Source organism: Saccharopolyspora cebuensis (genome assembly GCF_039542665.1).
Lineage (GTDB): Bacteria > Actinomycetota > Actinomycetes > Mycobacteriales > Pseudonocardiaceae > Saccharopolyspora > Saccharopolyspora cebuensis.
Genome location: NZ_BAABII010000016.1, coordinates 564,339 through 579,457, shown reverse-complemented (window position 1 = coordinate 579,457; position 15,119 = coordinate 564,339). Strand labels below are relative to the sequence as shown.

Sequence of the window (15,119 nt, the reverse complement as noted above, 5' to 3'; positions counted from 1 at the left end):
CCGGAGACCGGGTCATCGTGGCGGGGCGGCGCCGAGCGGGTGCCGCCCCGAACCACGTCGAGGCGAAGTGCGGTCGGCGACCGGAATCTTTCGGCGCGGCAAGCGGTTCTCCCGTTCAGCGGCCCTTTCGGCGGGCTCGGCGGCGGGCCCCGGGGTGTATCGTGCGCAGAGGTGCTCGACGACGAGCGCGCTCGGTGGCGGTGCGGTCCGGGAGCTGTCGATCGATGCCGCCGGACGGCCGGGAGAACGGTGGCTGACGGGACCGCGCAGGAATGGGCGGGTCCGCCGTATCGCGGGTAGCGTCGGGAGCGTCGGTGCGCGACCCTCGAGGAGGGGGATGCCACGCTTCGGCGCGCTGGAGGAGGCGATGTGACGATGAGCAGTGAGATGCGCGTCGTCGGCGTGCGAGTGGAACTACCAGCCAACCAGCCGATCCTGTTGCTGCGCGAGACCAGCGGTGACCGCTACTTGCCGATCTGGATCGGATCGGTCGAGGCGACGGCGATCGCGCTGGAGCAGCAGGGGGTGCGACCGGCGAGGCCGTTGACCCACGACCTGCTCAAGGACGTCATCGGCGCGCTGGGGCGGGACTTGGAGCAGGTGCGGATCACCGACCTGCAGGAGGGCACCTTCTTCGCCGAGCTGGTGTTCGACGGCGATGTGCGGGTCTCGGCGCGGCCGAGCGACTCGGTGGCGCTGGCGCTGCGCATCGGCGTCCCGATCCACGCCGACGAATCCGTGCTCGACGAGGCGGGCCTGATCATCCCGGACGAGCAGGAGGACGAGGTGGAGAAGTTCCGCGAGTTCCTCGACTCGGTGTCGCCGGAGGACTTCCGCGGCGCCGACACCTGACGTTCGCCCGGACAGCGGCTTCCCGACCCCCGCGAACGCCTTCGCGGGGGTCGGCTCGTCGGGTCACCCGCGCGTCGCGTTGACCTGCCCACCGGACCGGCCTACCGTCGGATGATGCGAATTGCTCCGGTGTGATTCCGCCGGTGAGCAGGGGTTCGCGGTCCCGGATCGTCGACCCGGGAACCGGTGGTCGGCTCCGTGCCGGACGAGGGGAGGCAGGCGTGGTCGAGGAAGCACCCGGCGAGGATGCTGCCCGAGGTCGGGACGAGCCGGCGCCTGACGCCGCGCTGCCCGACGAGCTGGTCGGCTACCGGGGCCCCGCCGCCTGCCAGATCGCCGGCATCACCTACCGCCAGCTCGACTACTGGGCCCGCACCAAGCTGGTCCGCCCCTCGATAAGGAGCGCCGCCGGGTCCGGTTCGCAGCGCCTCTACTCGTTCAAGGACATCCTGGTCCTCAAGGTCGTCAAGCGCCTGCTGGACACCGGCGTCTCGCTGCACAACATCCGGGTCGCGGTGGACCACCTGCGCCACCGCGGGGTCGAGGACCTCGCCCGCCTGACCCTGTTCAGCGATGGCACCACGGTCTACGAGTGCACCTCCCCGGAGGAGGTCGTCGACCTGCTCCAGGGTGGTCAGGGCGTGTTCGGCATCGCGGTCAGCGGTGCCGTCCGGGAGATCAGCGGCACCATCCACGAGTTCCCGGCCGAGCGGGCGGACGGGCTGGTGTCCGAACCCGCCGTGGGTGACGAACTGGCCCGTCGCCGGAGGGACCGGCAGACCGGCTGATCGGGTAGGCTTCGCGGCATCGTCGACCCCGTGCGGGAGAGTCCGGCAAGGCTACGGCCGAGTCGGCGCCGAAGGAGCAACCCTCCCCGACAACCTCTCAGGCCCACCGGACCGCACGGGCGAGATACCTCTGGAAAGAGGGCGCACCACAGCCGTGGTGCCGTCCCGCCGACGGTGCAAGCCCGGTCCGCCGGGTGAAGCTCTCAGGCGTTCGCGCTGCGAACAGTGACAGAGGGGGAGAGCGGAGCAGTCCGCTGCCCCGCCCCCTGTGTTCGCCGCGATGAGTGAGGTGTTGGCGATGACCGAAGTGAACCACGACCGCATTCCGATCGCCGCGCTGGAGCACGGCACGCCGTTCGCCGACCGGCACGTCGGCCCGCGGCCCGCCGAGCTGGCCCGGATGCTCGACGTGATCGGCGTGGGCTCGCTGGAGGAGCTGGGCCAGCGCGCGGTCCCCGACGGCGTCCGCGAGCGCGACCTGGCGCTGGCGCTGCCCGACCCGGCCAACGAGGCGGACGCGCTGGCCGAGCTGCGCGCGCTGGCCGACCGCTGCGCGCCGCACACCGAGATGATCGGCCTCGGCTACCACGGCACCACGACGCCGCCGGTGATCCTGCGCAACGTGCTGGAGAACCCGGCCTGGTACACCGCCTACACGCCGTACCAGCCGGAGATCTCGCAGGGCAGGCTGGAAGCGCTGCTGAACTTCCAGACGGTGGTCGCCGACCTCACCGGGGTCCCGCTGGCCAACGCCTCGATGCTGGACGAGTCCACCGCCGCCGCCGAGGGCATGACCCTGGTCCGCCGCGCGGGCAAGGCGAAGTCCGCCGTGTTCGTCGTCGACGCCGATGCCCTGCCGCAGACCATCGAGGTGGTGCGGACCCGCGCCGAGCCGCTGGGCATCGAGGTGGTCGTCGCCGACCTCTCCGCCGGGGCCGCCGGGCTGCCGGACGGCGAGTTCTTCGGTGCGCTGCTGGCCTACCCGGGCGCCTCCGGGGCGGTGCGCGACCAGGAGGAGCTCATCGCCGAGGTCCACCGGCGCGGCGCGATGGCCGTGGTCTCGGCCGACCTGCTCGCCCTGACCCTGCTGCGCCCGCCGGGCGAGATCGGCGCCGACGTGGTGGTGGGCACCACCCAGCGCTTCGGCGTGCCGATGGGCTTCGGCGGCCCGCACGCCGGGTACATGGCGGTCCGCAAGGGCCTGGAGCGCCAGCTCCCGGGCAGGCTGGTCGGGGTCAGCGTGGACGCGGGCGGCGACCTGGCCTACCGGCTGGCCCTGCAGACCCGCGAGCAGCACATCCGGCGGGAGAAGGCGACCAGCAACATCTGCACCGCGCAGGTGCTGCTTGCCGTGGTGGCCTCGATGTACGCCGTCTACCACGGACCCGAGGGGCTGCGGGCGATCGCCACCCGCGCGCACCGGTTCGCCGCGCTGCTGGCCGAGCAGCTCCGCCGCGGCGGGGTCGAGGTGGTGCACGGCGGGTTCTTCGACACCGTGGTGGCCGCGGTGCCGGGGGCCGCCGACGAGGTGGTGGCCCGCGCCCGGCGCGGCGGGATCAACCTGCGCCGGGTGGACGCCGACCACGTCGGCGTGAGCTGCGACGAGACCACCACCCGGGAGCACCTCGCGGTGGTGTTCGAGGCGTTCGGCCTGGACTCCGGGGCGCTGGTCGGCCTGGACGAGCTCGACGCCGCCACGCCCGACGCGCTGCCCACCGCGCTGCGGCGCACCTCCGAGTACCTGACCCACCCGGTGTTCCACACCCACCGGTCGGAGACCGCGCTGCTGCGCTACCTGCGGCGACTGTCGGACAAGGACATCGCGCTGGACCGCAGCATGATCCCGCTGGGCTCGTGCACCATGAAGCTCAACGCGACCGCGGAGATGGAGCCGATCACCTGGCCGCAGTTCTCCGCGCTGCACCCGTTCGCCCCGGCCGAGGACGCGGCCGGGCTCCTCGAGGTGGTCGCCGACCTGGAGCGGTGGCTGGCCGAGGTCACCGGCTACGACGCGGTGAGCCTGCAGCCCAACGCGGGCAGCCAGGGCGAGTTCGCCGGGCTGCTGGCCATCCGTGCCTACCACCACGCCCGTGGTGAAGCGCAGCGCGACGTGTGCCTGATCCCGGCCAGCGCGCACGGCACCAACGCCGCCAGCGCGGTGATGGCGGGGCTGCGCGTGGTCGTGGTGCGCTGCGACGACGCGGGCAACATCGAGCTGGACCACCTGCGCGAACTCGTCGCGGAGCACGCCGCCGACCTGGCCGCGATCATGATCACCTACCCGTCCACGCACGGCGTCTACGAGGACACCGTGCGCGAGGTGTGCGGGCTCGTGCACCGCGGCGGCGGCCAGGTCTACGTCGACGGCGCGAACCTCAACGCGCTGATCGGCCTGGCTCGGATGGGCGAGTTCGGGGCGGACGTCTCGCACCTGAACCTGCACAAGACGTTCTGCATCCCGCACGGCGGCGGTGGGCCGGGCGTGGGGCCGATCGGCGTCCGGGAGCACCTCGCGCCGTTCCTGCCCAACCACCCGCTGCAGCCCGCGGCGGGTCCCGAGACGGGGGTGGGGCCGATCAGCGCCGCGCCCTGGGGCAGCGCTTCCATCCTGCCCATTTCGTGGGCCTACATCCGCATGATGGGCGGTGACGGCTTGCGCCGGGCCACCCTCACGGCGGTCGCCGCGGCCAACTACGTCGCCCGCCGCATCGACGGCTACTTCCCGGTGCTCTACACCGGTCAGGGCGGCTACGTCGCCCACGAGTGCATCCTCGACCTGCGCCAGATCAGCAAGACGAGCGGGATCTCGGTGGACGACGTGGCCAAGCGGCTGACCGACTACGGCATCCACGCGCCGACCATGTCGTTCCCCGTGGCGGGCACCCTCATGGTGGAGCCGACCGAGAGCGAGGACCTGGCCGAGCTCGACCGGTTCTGCGAGGCCATGATGGCCATCCGGGCCGAGATCGACAAGGTCGTGGCCGGGCAGTGGCCCGCCGACGACAACCCGCTGGTGAACGCGCCGCACACCGCGGCCTCGCTGGCCGGGGAGTGGAACCACGCCTACGGTCGCGACGAGGCCGCCTACCCGATGGGCACCTCCGCGCCGAAGGTGTGGCCGCCGGTGCGGCGGGTCGACCAGGCGCGCGGCGACCGCAACCTGGTCTGCTCCTGCCCGCCGCTGTCGGCCTACGAGAGCTGAGCGGTTCCGGTGGTCGTCCGGCCCGGCGCGGGACGACCACCGAGGGCCGTCCGACACGCCGGGCGGACCCCGGTTTGCGTCGGGTCGGCCCGGATGACACGGTGGCCACTTCACGTGACCGGCTCCGAGAGGAGTGGAGCATCATGCTCACCATCAGCGAGAACGCCGCCGAGGTCATCAAGCTCGTCCTCATCGGCGGCGACGAGACCACGGAGACCTCCGAGGCCTCCGGCCTGCGGATCGCCCCCGCCGGGGACGGTCTCCAGGCGTCCGTCGCCACCGAGCCGCAGGCCGACGACCAGGTGGTCGAGGGACCCGGCGTTCGGGTCTTCCTCGAGGCGCAGGTCGCCGAGGTGTTGGGGGACAAGACCCTCGACGCCGAGCGGGACGACAACGGCGAACTGGCGTTGGCGATCCGCGATTGAGGCCGGGCCGCCGGGCCGGGACCGTCCGGTCCGGCGGCTGTTCGGTGGCGCCGGGTCAGCCCCCGCCGGGTCAGCCCCGTCAGGTCAGCCCCCGCGCGCGGACCCCGCAGCGGTGGGTTCCGCGTCGAGCGGCTCCCCGGCCCAGCGCAGCACCGACCGCCCGGCGTCGAGCAGGCGGCCGCGCAACTCCGCTCCCTCCTCGGCGAAGGCGCGCTGCCTGCGCGCGTAGTCGGTCCGGCCTGCGGACTCCTCGACCGGGATCGGCTCGTAGCCGTACGCCCGCAGGTCGTACGGGCTGGCGCGCATGTCGACCTCCCGGATCCGCAGCGCGAACGCGAAGCAGTCCGCGACGAGCTCGGCCGGGACGAACGGCGCCAGCTTGAAGCTCCACTTGAACAGGTCCATGTTCGCGTGCAGGCAGCCGGGCTGCTCCAGCTCCACCTGGTCGCTGCGCCGGGGCTGGTGGGCGTTGAGCGGTCGCGCGTCCTCGGTGAAGAAGCGAAACGCGTCGTGGTGGGTGCACCGGATCGGCATCGATTCGACCACCGCGTCGGTTCCCGCGTGCCCGAGCCGCAGCGGCACCGCCGAGTGCCGGACGTCGAGGGGCGTGCTGCGGTAGACCATCGCCCACTCGTGCAGCCCGAAGCAGTGCAGCCGGGGCGCCCGGGAGGCGGTGGCCGCGAGCAGCCGCAGGATCGACCGCACCACGGTGCGGCGCTTGGCGGTGAGCGCCTCCGGGGCCAGCGCGACACCGCGCGGGGTCGTGGTGAACTCCCGGCGGGCGAGGAACTCGTCCCCGCCGGCCAGCGCGATCCCGACCGGCGGCTGCCACCGCTCCAGCACCGATGGGCGGACCGAGTAGTAGTTCCACATGAAGTCGAGCACCGGGTGCGGCTCGTCGCGCTGCCGCCTCGCCCGGTACGGCACGGTCCACTCGCGCACCCGGTCGAGGTGCGCGTCGCGGCGCGCACGCCACTCGGCTTCGGGGAGAACGTCCATCGCGGGCCACCGTACGGACCGGGGATCGCGTCGACAGCACGGGCTCACGGGAAAGGGGCGGGCCCGGCGCACCGGACCCGCCCCCGCCGCAGCGCCGCGATCAGCCCACGTGGGTGCTGTCGCGGACCGTGCCGACGTACTCCTCGACGAGGTCCTCCAGCGCGACCACGCCGATCGGCGAGCCCGCGTCGTCCACCGCGGTCGCCAGGTGGCTGCCCTCGCGCCGCAGCGAGGTCATCGCCTCGTCCAGCCGCGCGTGCACCTGCACCGTCGGCAGCCGGCGCACCCGTGCGGGCGAGACCGGCGTCGACGGGTCGTTGCTGGCCTGGTCCAGCACGTCCTTGATGTGCAGGTAGCCCAGCAGCGCACCGCCGTCCGCGCGGACCGGGAACCGGGAGAAGCCGGTGTCGGCGACGGCTCCCTCCACGTCGCCGAGCGTGGGGCGCTCGGGCAGCGTGGTCAGGTCGTCCAACCGCACCAGCACGTCGCCCACGGTGTGCTCCACCGAGGACAGCGTCTGCGCGAGCCTGCGGTGCTCGGACTGCTCCAGCAGCCCCTCGCGCCGCGACTCCACCAGCAGCTCCGCCAGCTCCGAGGAGGTGTAGGCGGTCTCCAGTTCGTCCTTCGGCTCCACCCGCAGCAGCCGGAGCACCGCGTTGGCCATCATGTTGAACAACGCGATCAGCGGGCGGGCCAGCTTCACGAAGCCGACCAGCGGCGGCACCAGCCACAGCGCCAGCCGCTCCGGCTCGGCGATGGCCAGGTTCTTCGGCACCATCTCGCCGACCAGCACGTGCAGCACGACCACGAGGGCCATCGCGATCGCGAAGGACACCGCGTGCAGCACCGCGTCCGGGATGCCCAGCGGTGCCACCAGTTTCTCCAGCGAGTGCGCCACCGCCGGTTCACCGACCCGGCCGAGCCCCAGCGAGCACAGCGTGATGCCGAGCTGGGCGCTGGCGAGCATCAGCGAGCCCTGCTTGCTCGCGGCGATCACGATCCGGGCGCGGCCGACGCCCTGGTCGAGCAGCGCCTCCAGCCGGTCGCGGCGGGAGGACAGCAGGGAGAACTCGGCGCCGACGAAGAAGGCGTTGAGCAGCAGCAGGAGTACCGCGAGGCCGATTGCGAGTCCGTCGCTCATCGGGCGCCCTCCTCGTCCTCGGTGGTGCGCACCAGCCGCAGCTCGGCGATCCGGTGCTTGTCCATCCGGACCACGGTGAGCCGGGAATCGCCGACCGAGACCTGGTCACCGACCTCCGGGATGCGGCCGAGCTCGCCCAGCACGAGACCGGCGATGGTCTCGTAGTCGCCGTCGGGCACCGCGAAGCCGGTGGCCTCGGCCAGCTCGTCGGGGCGGAGCAGCCCGGAGATGATCCAGGTGAGCTCGCCGACCTTGCGGACCGAGGGGACCTCGCGGCGGTCGTGCTCGTCGCGGACGTCGCCGATGATCTCCTCGACCACGTCCTCCAGCGAGACGATGCCCGCCGTCCCGCCGTACTCGTCGACCACCAGCGCGAGCTGGAGCCCCGAGCCGCGCAGCCGTTCCAGCAGCGAGTCGCCGTCCAGGGTGTCGGGCACCGTGGGCACCGGCCGGGTCAGCGACCCGACCCGGGTGGTGGCGCGCTGCTCGGTCGGGATGCCGAACGCCTGCTTGACGTGCACGACCCCGTGGACGTCGTCGAGGTCGTCGCCGGTGACCGGGAACCGGGAGAACCCGGTCCGCCGGGCGATGGCCAGCAGGTCGACCACGCTGTCCTCGGTGGACAGGGATTCGACCTTCACGCGGGGCGTCATCAGCTCCTCCGCGGAGCGGTCGCCGAAGCGCAGCGAGCGGTCCATGAGCTGCGCCGTGGCGCGGTCCAGCGTGCCGTGCTCGGCGCTGGACCGCACGATCGAGCCCAGCTCGTCGGGCGAGCGGGCCGAGCGCAGCTCCTCCTGCGGCTCGATGCCGAACCGCCGGACCACCCAGTTCGCGCTGTTGTTCATCGAGTCGATCAACCAGCGGAAGATCGTGGAGAACCGGCCGTGGTAGCCGGCGACCGCGCGCGCGGTGGCCAGCGGCCGGGCGATGGCCAGGTTCTTCGGCACCATCTCGCCGAAGACCATCGACAGCGTGGTGGCCAGCAGGATCGCGACGGTCAGCGAGACCGCCCCGGCCGCGCCGTCGGGAAGGCCCGCCCCGGTCAGCAGCGGGCGGATCAGCTCGCCGATGACGGGTTCGGCGATGTAACCGGTGATCAGCGTCGTCAGCGTGATCGCGACCTGCGCGCCGGAGAGCTGGAAGGACAGGGTTCGGTGGGCGCGCTGCACCGAGGTGGATCGCCGGTCGCCGACCTCGTTGACGTGGGCGTCGACCGTGCTGCGCTCCAGCGAGGTGAGGGAGAACTCGGCGGCCACCGCCATCGCGGTTCCGGTGGTCAGCACGACCACGAACAGCAGTCCGAGCACGGTGAGCAGTACTTCCATCACCGCTCACCTCGCCGGGGGGAGGTGCCGCGTTGCAAAAAGCCGGGACTATGTCCCGGCTCGGTACTGCCCTCGGGAGATTGTGCCGCTGGCACTGAAGTCGTCACTCCTCTGCGGGAAATGGGAGAAATACGGCGCGAGTATATCCCGAACGGAGCAGTGCGGGGGTGACGACGCCGTCACGGTCGCCGGGACGGCCGCGCTGCGGTCACCGGGACGCGGCGTGATGATGCCTCCCAACCCGGGGAGCCGAGGCCCCGCGGTGGCGAGAAGTGACCCCGTGGGTGATCTCACCCGTTCGGAGGCGTAGCCTGCCGCGAGTTTGTCCAGCGGTTACCGCCGCGTAGCCACACGCACGAGAGGACGTGATCGTGACCACGAACACGGTTGCGGACGCGCCGAAGACAGGGTTCCTCGGCCATCCCCGGGGCCTGATGACGCTCTTCTTCACCGAGATGTGGGAGCGCTTCTCCTACTACGGGATGCGCGCGATCCTGGGGTTCTACCTCTACTACTCGGTGGCCGAGGGCGGCCTCGGCATCCCCGAATCGACCGCGCTGTCGGTCGTCGGCGTCTACGGAGCGTCGGTCTACATGACCGGTGTCCTCGGCGGATGGCTGGCCGACCGGGTGATCGGCGCTCAGTGGGCGGTCTTCTACGGCGGCTTCATCATCATGCTGGGGCACATCTGCCTGGCGCTGCCGGGTGGCATCCCGGTCGTGGTCGGCGGCCTGTTCCTGCTGGTGATCGGCACCGGCCTGCTCAAGCCGAACATCTCCGGCATCCTCGGCGGGCTCTACGCCGCGGACGACACCCGCCGCGACGCGGGCTTCTCGATCTTCTACATGGGGATCAACATCGGCGGGTTCGCCGCCCCGCTGATCTGCGGCACGCTCGGGGAGAAGATCAACTGGCACGTCGGCTTCGGCGCCGCCGCCGTCGGCATGGCCTTCGGCCTGGTCCAGTACCTGATCGGCCGCAAGAACCTGGGCAGCGCCGGCCTCAAGCCGGTCAACCCGCTGCCCGCCGAGCACAAGGTCCGGGTGCTGGGCCGCGCGGTGGTCATCGCGGTGGTCTTCGTCGGCGTCCTGGTGGCCCTGTCGGTGACCGGGATCCTCGGCCTCGGCGGCTTGGTCAACACCATCAGCTTCATCTCCGCGGTGCTGCCGATCGGCTACTTCGCGGTGATGCTGAGCAGCAAGCAGATCACCAAGGTGGAGCGGGACCGGCTGGTGGCCTACATCCCGCTGTTCCTGGCCACCGCGCTGTTCTTCCTGCTGTTCGAGCAGCAGCCGAACACCCTGGCCAACCTCGCCGACACCGACACCGACCTGCAGATCTTCGGGTTCGTGATCCCGGCGTCGTGGTTCCAGTCGCTCAACCCGCTGACGATCATCGTGCTCGCCCCGGTGATGGCCACGCTGTGGATCAAGCTCGGCGACCGGCAGCCCTCCACGCCGAGGAAGTTCGTCGGCGGCCTGGTCTTCGTCGGCATCTCCTTCCTGTGGGTCGTGCTGTCCAAGACCGTCGGCGGCGAGCAGCACCTGCCGATCATGCTGGCGCTGGTGTTCGTGCTGATGACCGTGGGTGAGCTGATGCTCTCGCCGGTGGGCCTGTCGGTGAGCACCAAGCTGGCCCCGAAGGTCTTCGCCTCGCAGACGATGGGCCTGTACTTCCTGGCCCCGGCGATGGGCCAGGGCCTCGGCGCCCAGCTCGTCAAGCTCTACTCGGTGGAGAACCAGCAGCTCTACTTCGGTCTGATCGGTCTGGCCACCATCGCCTGCGGGGTGCTGCTGTTCGTCGCCTCGCGCAGCATCAAGAAGTACATGCACGGCGTGCTCTGATCCCGCACCGCCGGGGCCCGCGTCCGAGTTCGGCGGGCCCCGGCGGGTTCAGCGCAGGACGAGCTGCCTGCCCCGGGGCGGCCCGGGGGCGGCCGGATCCGGCTTCGGGTGCCCGGGCACCGCGACGTCGCCCGCGGGCAGGGAGCCCCGCACCAGGTAGTCGGTGCCGATGCGGTCGATCTCGGCGTTGCCCGCCATCGCGTAGAGGCCGTGCGCCCCGGAGTCGCGTTCGGTGACCAGCACCGAGGACGGCAGCGCCCGGTGCATCCGGAGTGCCCCGGCGTAGGGCGTGGCCACGTCGTGCACCGAGTTCAGCAGCAGCACCGGGGGCAGTCCCGCCCCGGTGATCCGCACCGGCTGCCCGCTCGGCGCGGGCCAGGTGCGGCACGGCGCCACCGACCAGAGGTTGTACCAGGCGGCCAGCGGGCTGTGCCGGGCCATCGCGGCGGCGTCGCGCTCCCACGTCGCCCGGTCGGCGGGCCACGGGGCGTCGGCGCACTCGACGGCGTTGTAGATCGCGTTGGCGTTCTCGGCGGCGGCGTCCTTGGGCACCACCATCCCGACCAGCGGCCGGTCGTCGCCGCGCAGGTGGAAGGCGGCCAGCGCCTCCGCCAGCCGGATCCAGTCGTCCTCGCCGTAGAGCGCGGTGAAGGTGGTGCCGATGAGCTCCGAGGGCCCCAGGGGTCCGCGCGGGGCGCGCCGCAGCTCGGCTCGCACCGCGCGCCAAGCCGAGTGCACCCGCTCCCGGTCGGCGCCGAGCCCGAAGGTCCCGTGGTGCCGGGCGACCCAGTCGAAGTAGCGGCCCAGCCGCCGCTGCACCGCGACGTCCTGGGCGAGGTTGTTCGCGTACCAGACCCGGCTCGGGTCGACGACGCTGTCCAGGACCATCCGGTCCACCCGGTGCGGGAAGAGCCGGCCGTAGACCGCGCCCAGGTAGGTCCCCCAGGAGTAGCCGAGGAAGCTGATCCGCTGCTCGCCCAGCGCCTCCCGCACCAGGTCGAGGTCGCGCGCGATGGTCGGCGTGGTCAGGTGCGGCAGGTACCGGCCGGCGCGCTGCGCGCAGCCCGCCGCGTACTCGGCCGCGCGCCGCCAGTTCCGCTCGCGCGCTGCCTCGGCGTCCGGGTCGGGCAGCGGCGCGCGCCAGTAGGTCGCCGCGTCGACGCAGTGGATCGGGGTGCTGTGCGCGGTGTGCCGGATGTCCACGCCGATGAGGTCGTAGCTGTTCAGCACGGCGTCGGGGAGCCGGCGGCTCAGCGATCCGGCGAAGGCGATCCCGGGGCCGCCGGGGCCGCCGGGATTGGTCAGCAGCGCGCCGCGCCGGGTCGCCGGATCGCGCGCGGGCAGCCGGGAGATCAGCAGCCGCACCGTGCCCGCCGCCGGGTCCGCGTGGTCCAGCGGCACGTCGAGCCCCGCGCAGCGCAGCTCCGGGTACGGGGTGCTGACGTCCTCGGGGCAGGGACCGAAGTGCAGGGCGGGGGCGGCTTGGGCGGCGGGGCACGTCGCGAGCACGGTGGCCGCGATCAGGCCCAGCGCGGTCGAACGCTGCACGCACGTCTCCTCTCGGGCCGCGGACCAGGGCAGGCTAGGGCGCCGAGCGGTCCGGCCCCGGGCGCGCGGCGCCCGTGTCGCGGGTTTCCCCCGATGGGGTGGCGGTCAGCGCACGCCGGCGCCGGGCACCTCCAGCTCCCGGGCCAGGTCGGCCACGACCCGGGTGAGCCGGTCCAGCCAGCCGAGGGTCCGGTCCAGCGGTCCGGAGCCGGTACCGTCGGCGGCGTCGTGCAGCCGTTCGGCGTAGTGCTGCGCCGCCGACATCGCCTCGTCGAAACCGGTCTGGGCGTCGTCGGTCATCGCCTCCACCGCGTCGGCCAGCGCCCACAGCGCCTCGCAGAGCGCCTCGCGGCTCACCGCGTCGGTCCGGCCCACCGCGCCGGGGAGCTGCACCGCGAGGTTGCGCGCGTAGTAGGCGCAGCCGCTGAGCGCGGTCACCGAGCGCTCCACCTGGGACCGCCGGGACCGCCACCGGTAGGTGGTCAGCGGGCGGGCGCTGCCGACCACCTGGTGCAGCCGGTCGTCGAGATCGCGGATCGTGGCCGTGGCGCCGGTGGCGGTGCCCGACTCGTCGATCTCGGTGCCCGCCGCGCGCAGCATCGAGCGCAGCTCCAGCAGGAACTCCTCGATGTTGCTGCGGACCAGGGAGCGGGTCCGGGTGGGCAGCACGAAGACCGCCGCCAGCACGCCGGCCAGCGCGCCCACCGCGGTCTCCAGCAGCCGGACCTCCAGCACGGCGGGGCTGAAGTTGCCCAGCATCCCGTAGAGCGCGCCGAGCATGGTGGTGATGAAGAAGGTCAGCAGCGCGTAGGAGTAGCCCGCGAAGTAGAAGCCGAGGAACACGCAGAGCAGGATCACCCCGAACTCGGCCACCAGGTCGCCGGTGATCCGCGAGGCGACCAGGATCCCGGCCAGCACCCCGAGCACCGTGCCCGCCGTGCGCTGCCAGGCGCGCACCAGCAGCTCGCCGCGGCTGTGGGCGCTGATGAACACCACGAACGCCGTGATCACGGCCCAGTACCAGCGGCCGGGCGCGACCAGCTGGCCGACCACGATGGCCACCGCCGCCGCGCAGGTCACCTGGACCGCGGTGCGCACCTCCGGGCGGTCGAGCCCGGTCTGCTCCGCCGCCTGCTCGTCGTCGTCGCGCCGGACCGGCGCGCCGCCCCGGTCGGTGCCCACCGCGGCGGTGGCGTGGGCCAGCTCGGCCAGCCCCGAGCCGAGCCGCCGGATCCGCGGTGCGATCTCCGGCGGTCCGTGCTGCTCGGCCCGCGCCGCGACGTCCCGGGTGGCCTCCGGCAGGCGGCTGGGGTCGGTGTCGAGCACCGCGAGCAGTTCGCCGATCGCGGTCGCCACCGCACCGCCGCCGGGGGTGTCGTCGATCAGGCGCATCGCCGGGGGCAGCAGGTTCTCGGCGGCCAGCTCCACGTCGAGGATCCGCTGGGCCAGCACGTCGCGGCCGGACTCGTCGAGGGTCTCCAGCCGGTCGACGGTGTTGCGCAGCATCAGGGCGGTCTCGTTCAGCCGGACCGTCCGGTCGTGCAGGGCGCGGCGCTCCCGGCCGCTCTCCGGCCGTTCGGCCACGTCGCGCACCGCGTGCAGCAGCCCGTGCACCTGCGCCCGCAGCGTCCGCCTGCCCCGGGCCAGCACCCCGGCGGGATCGTCCCGCAGCACCGCGAAGCGCAGCACCAGCGCCGCCAGCGCGCCGCAGACCGCCGCCGCCAGCAGCGCCGGCACGTGCGCGAGCTGCGGGCGCAGGAACATCGTGAAGAAGTAGCCCATGAACGCGACCATGCCCAGCGGGAACCAGCGGCTGCCGAAGCGCCGGACGTAGGTGGCGGCGAAGATCACCACCAGGAACAGCGCGCTCTGCAGCACCGGGATCGGGGCGGTCGCGGTGGACAGCAGCACCGACAGCGTGGTGGGCAGCGGCATCAGCAGGTGGGTGAGCTGCTGCTGGCGCCGGTCGGGCTCGTTGATGCCCAGCGAGCAGTTGATCGCCACCACGGCGCCGAGCAGCGCCTGCGGCAGCGGCAGTCCCCACCGCGCCAGCAGCGGGAGCATGATCGCCAGGGTCAGGGCGACGCTCAGCGTCACCCTGATCGCGGTGCGCAGTCGGCGCAACGCCGGATCAGAGGCGAGGAAGCGGTTCCACCACTCGCGCCAGACCACAGTGCCCCTCCGTCGCGCCGCTCGCGCCAGGAGGGTACGCCCGGGTGCGGCGCACCGCCGAGCGGGTCAGCGCGCCCGGTACCGGCGCACGCTCTCCTCGACGACGTCGAGCACCGCTTCGAGGTGCCCGGAGGGCAGGCCCATCGCCAGGTGCGAGACCAGGCCTTCCAGCACCAGTTCCAGGTAGGAGGTGAGCACGTCGACGGAAACGTCGTCGCGCAGGTTGCCCGAATCGCGCTGCCACTGCAACCGGGCCCGGGTGGCCGTGGTGAGCTGCTGCGAGCGCTGCGCCCAGCGCTCGCGGAACTCGGCGTCGGTGCGCAGCCGCCGGGACACCTCCAGCCGGGTGCCCAGCCAGTCGACGCCGGGGGCGTGGCCCCGGCTGCGGTCCGGGTCGGCGAGCAGGTCGCGCATCACCTGCACGAGCCCCTGCTCGGCGACGACATCGGCCATCCGGGTGGCGTCGTCCTCCGCCAGGGCGAGGAACAGCGACTCCTTGTCCTTGAAGTGGTGGAAGATGGCGCCGCGGGACAGCCCGGTGGCTTCCTCCAGCCTGCGGACCGTGGCACCTTCGTAGCCGAAGCGCGCGAAGCAGGTCCGGGCGCCGTCGACGATCTGACGGCGCCGGGCGGCGAGGTGGTCCTGGCTGACCCGGGGCATGCGGTGATCGTTGCAGGTCCGCCGCGGCACGTGCAATCCGTACGTACGGTTTGCGGCGCGACGGCGGTGGCGCCGGCGCCGGCCCGCGACGAAACCCGCCGCGAAATCCGGCGAAACCGGCTCCGCGGCGGGCACCTGGCGAAGTCCGGTCACCAGAACAAGG

At 72.7% G+C, this 15,119-nt stretch carries 11 protein-coding genes and 1 riboswitch; of the genes, 5 read left to right on the top strand and 6 right to left on the bottom strand.

Going from position 1 to position 15,119, the window contains the following annotated elements; genetic code table 11:
- Window positions 1-375 precede the first annotated feature (375 nt).
- The 4 genes from ABD976_RS22915 (at window position 376) to ABD976_RS22900 (ending at window position 5,267) form a co-directional block, all read left to right on the top strand.
- Window positions 376-852: a bifunctional nuclease family protein gene (locus tag ABD976_RS22915; protein WP_345366529.1), complete on the top strand. Its 477-nt coding sequence runs from the start codon at window positions 376-378 to the stop codon at window positions 850-852.
- Between the two features lie 221 nt (window positions 853-1,073).
- A complete protein-coding gene (locus ABD976_RS22910) occupies window positions 1,074-1,640 on the top strand; it encodes a MerR family transcriptional regulator (protein WP_345366527.1) in 567 nt (188 codons plus the stop codon).
- A gap of 23 nt (window positions 1,641-1,663) precedes the next feature.
- A riboswitch (glycine riboswitch) is annotated at window positions 1,664-1,764 on the top strand.
- Between the two features lie 174 nt (window positions 1,765-1,938).
- Window positions 1,939-4,842 carry an aminomethyl-transferring glycine dehydrogenase gene (gcvP, locus tag ABD976_RS22905; RefSeq protein ID WP_345366525.1) on the top strand — a complete coding sequence of 968 codons (2,904 nt, stop codon included), beginning with the start codon at window positions 1,939-1,941 and terminating at the stop codon, window positions 4,840-4,842.
- Between the two features lie 143 nt (window positions 4,843-4,985).
- Window positions 4,986-5,267 carry a HesB/YadR/YfhF-family protein gene (locus ABD976_RS22900; protein WP_345366523.1) on the top strand — a complete coding sequence of 94 codons (282 nt, stop codon included), beginning with the start codon at window positions 4,986-4,988 and terminating at the stop codon, window positions 5,265-5,267.
- Window positions 5,268-5,351: 84 nt separating this feature from the next.
- Here ABD976_RS22900 and ABD976_RS22895 read toward each other — a convergent pair whose 3' ends face one another.
- From ABD976_RS22895 to ABD976_RS22885, 3 genes are all read right to left on the bottom strand, one after another.
- Entirely contained in the window at window positions 5,352-6,266 is a 915-nt protein-coding gene (locus ABD976_RS22895; protein WP_345366520.1) for a 3-methyladenine DNA glycosylase, read from the bottom strand.
- A gap of 100 nt (window positions 6,267-6,366) precedes the next feature.
- Window positions 6,367-7,407, bottom strand: coding sequence for a hemolysin family protein (locus ABD976_RS22890; protein WP_345366518.1), 1,041 nt, complete (start codon window positions 7,405-7,407; stop codon window positions 6,367-6,369).
- On the bottom strand, window positions 7,404-8,732 hold the full coding sequence (locus ABD976_RS22885; protein ID WP_345366516.1) for a hemolysin family protein: 1,329 nt from the start codon (window positions 8,730-8,732) through the stop codon (window positions 7,404-7,406). The genes ABD976_RS22890 and ABD976_RS22885 overlap by 4 nt, the downstream gene beginning before the upstream one ends.
- A 371-nt stretch (window positions 8,733-9,103) precedes the next feature.
- Between ABD976_RS22885 and ABD976_RS22880 the strand changes: the two genes are divergently transcribed.
- A complete protein-coding gene (locus ABD976_RS22880; protein WP_345366514.1) occupies window positions 9,104-10,576 on the top strand; it encodes a peptide MFS transporter in 1,473 nt (490 codons plus the stop codon).
- A gap of 48 nt (window positions 10,577-10,624) precedes the next feature.
- Here the strand turns inward: ABD976_RS22880 and ABD976_RS22875 are convergent, their stop codons facing one another.
- The 3 genes from ABD976_RS22875 to ABD976_RS22865 all read right to left on the bottom strand — a co-directional run bounded on the left by ABD976_RS22875 (window position 10,625) and on the right by ABD976_RS22865 (window position 14,956).
- Window positions 10,625-12,124 carry an alpha/beta hydrolase gene (locus ABD976_RS22875; RefSeq protein WP_345366512.1) on the bottom strand — a complete coding sequence of 500 codons (1,500 nt, stop codon included), beginning with the start codon at window positions 12,122-12,124 and terminating at the stop codon, window positions 10,625-10,627.
- Window positions 12,125-12,229: 105 nt separating this feature from the next.
- Complete coding sequence (locus tag ABD976_RS22870; protein ID WP_345366509.1) at window positions 12,230-14,296, bottom strand: FUSC family protein; 2,067 nt, start codon at window positions 14,294-14,296, stop codon at window positions 12,230-12,232.
- Between the two features lie 66 nt (window positions 14,297-14,362).
- Window positions 14,363-14,956, bottom strand: a complete 594-nt coding sequence (locus ABD976_RS22865; protein ID WP_345366507.1) for a TetR/AcrR family transcriptional regulator — start codon at window positions 14,954-14,956, stop codon at window positions 14,363-14,365.
- Window positions 14,957-15,119: the final 163 nt, after the last annotated feature.

Excerpts from the sequence above, each read along its gene's own strand:
- ABD976_RS22915 (WP_345366529.1), top strand. The coding sequence starts at position 376 with ATGAGCAGTGAGATGCGCGTCGTCGGCGTGCGAGTGGAACTACCAGCC.
- gcvP (WP_345366525.1), top strand. The coding sequence starts at position 1,939 with ATGACCGAAGTGAACCACGACCGCATTCCGATCGCCGCGCTGGAGCAC.
- ABD976_RS22900 (WP_345366523.1), top strand. The coding sequence starts at position 4,986 with ATGCTCACCATCAGCGAGAACGCCGCCGAGGTCATCAAGCTCGTCCTC.
- ABD976_RS22895 (WP_345366520.1), bottom strand. The coding sequence starts at position 6,266 with ATGGACGTTCTCCCCGAAGCCGAGTGGCGTGCGCGCCGCGACGCGCAC.
- ABD976_RS22890 (WP_345366518.1), bottom strand. The coding sequence starts at position 7,407 with ATGAGCGACGGACTCGCAATCGGCCTCGCGGTACTCCTGCTGCTGCTC.
- ABD976_RS22885 (WP_345366516.1), bottom strand. The coding sequence starts at position 8,732 with ATGGAAGTACTGCTCACCGTGCTCGGACTGCTGTTCGTGGTCGTGCTG.
- ABD976_RS22865 (WP_345366507.1), bottom strand. The coding sequence starts at position 14,956 with ATGCCCCGGGTCAGCCAGGACCACCTCGCCGCCCGGCGCCGTCAGATC.